The 4,646-nt window shown below is 42.7% G+C and carries 3 protein-coding genes and 1 pseudogene; 1 reads left to right on the top strand and 3 read right to left on the bottom strand.

Annotation, left to right across the window (positions count from 1 at the left end; genetic code table 11):
• A pseudogene (locus tag KP803_RS21665) lies at positions 1-184 on the bottom strand (hypothetical protein); the annotation flags it as partial.
• Positions 185-423: 239 nt separating this feature from the next.
• Here KP803_RS21665 and KP803_RS21660 point away from each other — a divergent pair.
• Positions 424-1,476, top strand: a complete 1,053-nt coding sequence (locus tag KP803_RS21660; protein WP_248010934.1) for a formylglycine-generating enzyme family protein — start codon at positions 424-426, stop codon at positions 1,474-1,476.
• Positions 1,477-1,525: 49 nt separating this feature from the next.
• On the opposite strand, the gene KP803_RS21655 is transcribed toward KP803_RS21660, so the two are convergent.
• Positions 1,526-4,039, bottom strand: coding sequence for a LysM peptidoglycan-binding domain-containing protein (locus tag KP803_RS21655; RefSeq protein WP_248010933.1), 2,514 nt, complete (start codon positions 4,037-4,039; stop codon positions 1,526-1,528).
• A gap of 57 nt (positions 4,040-4,096) precedes the next feature.
• On the bottom strand, positions 4,097-4,646 hold a 550-nt coding region (locus tag KP803_RS21650; protein WP_248010932.1), incomplete at its 5' end, for a DUF4123 domain-containing protein.

Raw genomic sequence — 4,646 nt, 5'->3', positions numbered from 1 at the left:
ATCCGTAAATATGTTCACGGTCAGCATTCCCGCCTCCTCCGGCCTGGTATATCACAGGGCCGAGATAAGAAGCATTGAGCGGCGAGCTGGTGAGGTCTGGAATTGCATCATTACTGTCCACAATAACCATCGTATGAGCTGACTCAGTATGCTCAAAGTAAAACCACATACCGTGTTCAGCCAGAGTAAATAGCAGCCAAAATTGAAAGAAACCCGCTTATTACAGCCATTATGAAAGAACACTGACATGTTGCTTAGTTATTTGGGAATCATTGCCAGTTAAAACGGCTAATTTAATAACGGCGTGTTCATTATCACATCACTACTCTAATTTGAATTAGCCTCCAATTTACCAATGACAACCTCTACTTTCCCTATCTATTTTAAGCTAAAATGCAACCATCAAAATTACGGAATAAAAACATGAAAAACAGATGGTTAGTGGTTATTGTATTAGCCCCTGCGATTGGGGCATGCAGTGATGCAAATTGGGCTAATAAACTCAGTAGTGATAGCGTTTCGCAAGAGCAGATAGAGACCATTTCCAACAACATCGAAAAGCTCTACCCCGACGCAAATGACGAGCTGAAATACAAAGCAGCCGATGTAGCGGTTCGCGCCATTGAAAACCTAGTCTTTGTCGAAGGTGGTAGCTTTGAAATGGGGGATTTTGGTGCGCCCTGTGAAATACCTAGTGGTACGGTTCATCGGATGGATTGGTCACCCGATGCGGAATGCTTAAGCTCACCAACCAGTGTTGAAACTGGTGCCGCAAATTTGCATAAAGTCACCCTTGATTCTTATTCAATCTCTGCTTATTTAACCAGCTTTATTGATATGGAGTGGATGAGAAAAATCAATAACCTACCTGTTGCTGCGGATAAATACCATGATTCTGAGTTAATAGAAAGTGGCAGAATATCGCGTAGCTCGAGTGATTATAAGCATTTATTAGACGTTAGATCGGATCAAGTCGCCAGAGCCAAAGAATGGCAAGAGGCCAAAGATTACTGCCTTTGGATAGGGGACATAACGGGGCTATCTTTCGATCTACCTACAGAAACACAATGGGAATACGCAGCTAGAAGCAGAGGGAAAAATTATTATTTTTCAACTAATAATGGTTATCTACAACTTTCCGAAGGGCAATATTTCGACCCAAAATCCGGCTATTACATAAGCTATGAAGAAGATGAAGTAAATGCGCGTAACTTTGGCGAACGCACCTTTATTGGCCAATATCCTCCTAATCCGCTAGGTATTTATGGTATGACTAATCAAACCAGTGAATGGATTAATGACTGGTACTCGCCAGACTACTACTCAAACTCCCCAGAACACAACCCTCAGGGGCCAAAAACAGGGACTAAAAAAGTTATGAGAGATGGCGCGGGAACGACAATGACATTCTCTAGACTCTATGCAAAGCCAATATTAGACCAGTATTTTATCGTATCCTACAGGTGCGCGTTATAGTAAAGCCCTTCTATAATAGAATGTAAGCCCCTACTTATGGGGCTCCATCTTAAACAACTCTACTACCATCATCAAAACCCAACTTAGCGACTTGAGTTGAAATTAAAGCCCGTTTCCTTTCTAGGCTCTCTCCAAATAGAGGCGAATAGGGTACCATTGTAATACTGTCAACTTTGTCGGCTTCAGCAAGGTTACTAACCCACTGATTAAACTGCCTCTGCTGAGTCCCATCCAAAATTGAATTAATCCTCGCCAGATTGTCAAACAATACTCGATCACCTTTTCGTGGCTTACCAAGTTCATTCATTCGTTGCAAAATCTCTTCAAACTTATGCCAACTATACGTGGTCTCAGCTAATAGTTTACAAATCGCAGACTCTTGCTCTTCATGAAGGTTAAAAGCGAATTGCTCAACCAGTATATCAAGCATTATGCCCACAGCTTCCGGAGGTAGTTGATGAAAAGGAATTCCACTTCTACATGAATCATTAAGAATACGAGATGCAAGTAAGCTAGCCATTTTTTCTCTATCTCGCGATTCTTGGTATCTACTTACCCAAACATCAACCTTACTAACTCCAGCAGTCACTACATTTTGTAAGGCTTGAATCGGATTTTTAACATAATCAGTGGCAAAGGCTATGATCGTAGAGTTAACTAGATAATTATAAGCATTTTTATCAATATTCCTTAACACACGATAATCAACATACTGCAAACCCTGCCAGATGACTTTCACCAACTCCCACAAGTGGCGAGTATCAATAAGCGCACCAAAACCACCGCCACCGCCAACACCCCATATAAATTGCCCAGTGCATTTGAGGTAAAAACTCCCTTCCACTAGGGAAAGTTGAAAATCAGCCCCAAAACCTCCCCCCGCAGCAATATTCCCTTCGCCCTTTAATTGAGCCAATATTTCAAACTTTACGGCGGTGTCTTTTTTCGGTGGTTCCCATTCCATGTTTCCGGCCAAAGCACCAGTCGCTTGAACACCTGCAAATCCTTCGGCTTTAAAGCCAATATTGCCTTTCGGAGATTTAGATAAATTGACCTTTGGTGTATACATCACACCGACACTTTCACCATTTTCTTCAGGCTTGTTACTCGCTTGTGCAGCGCCCTGAATCATTGCTCCAGCAAAACAGCCTATGGTCATGCTTGCATTCAATCGAAAGCAGCCAAACGAATATTCAGCGGGTTGTTTGTTGGCATCGAGATAGCTTAATTTGACTGGGTATCCTCTCTCATACGGGATATATTGATTGACCTCAGCTTTTGCTTCCACCAAAGAGAAACCACTAGCAGCACCGACACCTGCGTTTAACTGTTGATCTTTTAAGTCCTTCGACGCGTTGACACTAGCTTGTGCCCCCCAACGGAAAAGTTGCGCTTCTGCGCTCACGGCAAACGTCGTTTCACCTTCATCATTATTAAAGCTTTTTTTAGCTTGCCACTCTTTGTATTTGTAACCATCAGCGTTCCATTCAGCCAATTTTGCATCTAGATTATCCGTCAGCTTTTTAGTTCGGAAATCATCTCGAATATCTTGTGCAACAGCCTTGCCAAAACCTTTTACGTCACCGACCTCAAGTGCCTTCATAGCTTTAGTTCGTTTATAAGAAGGCTTCCAACGCTTACGCTCCTCTTCATAATAACTAGAGCGTATGTACACAGTTCTTCCTTGATTAACCGAGTAGACCTCCATAACATGTCGCTTCGAACGTTGAGTCGTTGCTTGTTTTCCTTCCGAATTAAATCGATCCGTCCCTACACTTAACTTTGTCACATTTTCAGGAATAACTGGCTGAGCCGAAGATTTGACACTTAATGTTTTATAGTAATCAATCTTGGTCTGTATTCTGCTCGTAACCTCTGTTCGCAAGGTATCGACTGAATTTTCGCCAAACCAGCGATCATCGTAATTTTCTACAAATTTCAAACGGGATTTCAACACGGTTAATTGAGCTTCAACTTGTTGATGATTAGGATTCACTTTGGGAGGTGCGGACGTTCCCCCGGCAACCCTTGCCGTTGCTCTACTAGGCTCCTTCTCTTCTTCAGAAAAAATACCAATGTACTTCGCCTCTTCAAACCACGATTGTCTAGCTTGAGCATGCCGATCCATCTCTTGTTTAGTCGCACTCTTTTTATCGGGTGCGGCTTCGCACAGTTCTTTATAACTCGTAATGAAAGTGTCCGTCTTATCCGCTTCTTCTTTAAGCTGCTGTGCTGCCTCTTCATCTAACGTTAGATATGCCGTTGGCCCATCTCCCGTGATGAAAATCACATCATGGACTTCCATCGGCGAACATAGATTTCCAGCAACCAAATCACCACATTCATCGGGAGTTTTTGCTTGTACTGGCTCGATTAGATATGTTGGCTCTATCGGCTCTAACTCTTCCTCATCTGGAAGAATGACGGCCTCTCCCACCTTGATGAGATCTGGGTTGATTTGAAACTTAGGGTTTAGCTCAAGCAGAGTATTGAACTGTGTATTCTGTTCAATGGCAATTTGCAGTAGCGTATCGCCAGGTTTTACAAGGTATGTTTTGCTCATGATAGATACTTCTTTACCATTAATCGGTTAACACTGAATGTGAGATAGTCGCTGCCATTAACTTAATCGCCACTGAGAAGCGATGTTCTGCATGGTGTCTAATCGCTCTTCAGACAATGACCAAATATCAGAGGGTGATGAATCGATGGGAATATGAGATAAATCCACGCTTAACCAGTCTCGGTTGTACCAGTGCAAACGAGACAGTGCTGGAAAAAACTCTCGTCTTTCATACTCGTTCATTGAGCCCATTAACATCACTAACTGTCGAGGCTCATTAAAACGTATTAGCATCTCAGCTTTCCCTTTTTTCACCACGACGCGGCTGCGAAGAGAGGCCAATAACGTTGCAAGCTCGATTGATTCATTGGCGTATACAAGGCACCCACTCGGCTTGGTTTCAAATTGTTCAGTACAGAGTTTGAGAGCGCATTCACTGTTGTTTAAATGAACCAGAACAGGTCCACTTTCAACCTGCGAAAATCGAGTTTGATTAAATAGCGGGATAGCCTGAGTTTGACTAACATCACGAGTATTTTCATCTAATAACTGCTCTTTCCAATCTTTCCAAACCGTGGGTTCGATCAAGGCGTAAACCTGCTCTTCA

This window comes from Vibrio amylolyticus, assembly GCF_023145695.1.
Classification (GTDB): domain Bacteria; phylum Pseudomonadota; class Gammaproteobacteria; order Enterobacterales; family Vibrionaceae; genus Vibrio; species Vibrio amylolyticus.
The sequence above is the reverse complement of the archived record's forward strand: the minus strand, read 5'-3'. Positions and strand labels throughout refer to the sequence as shown.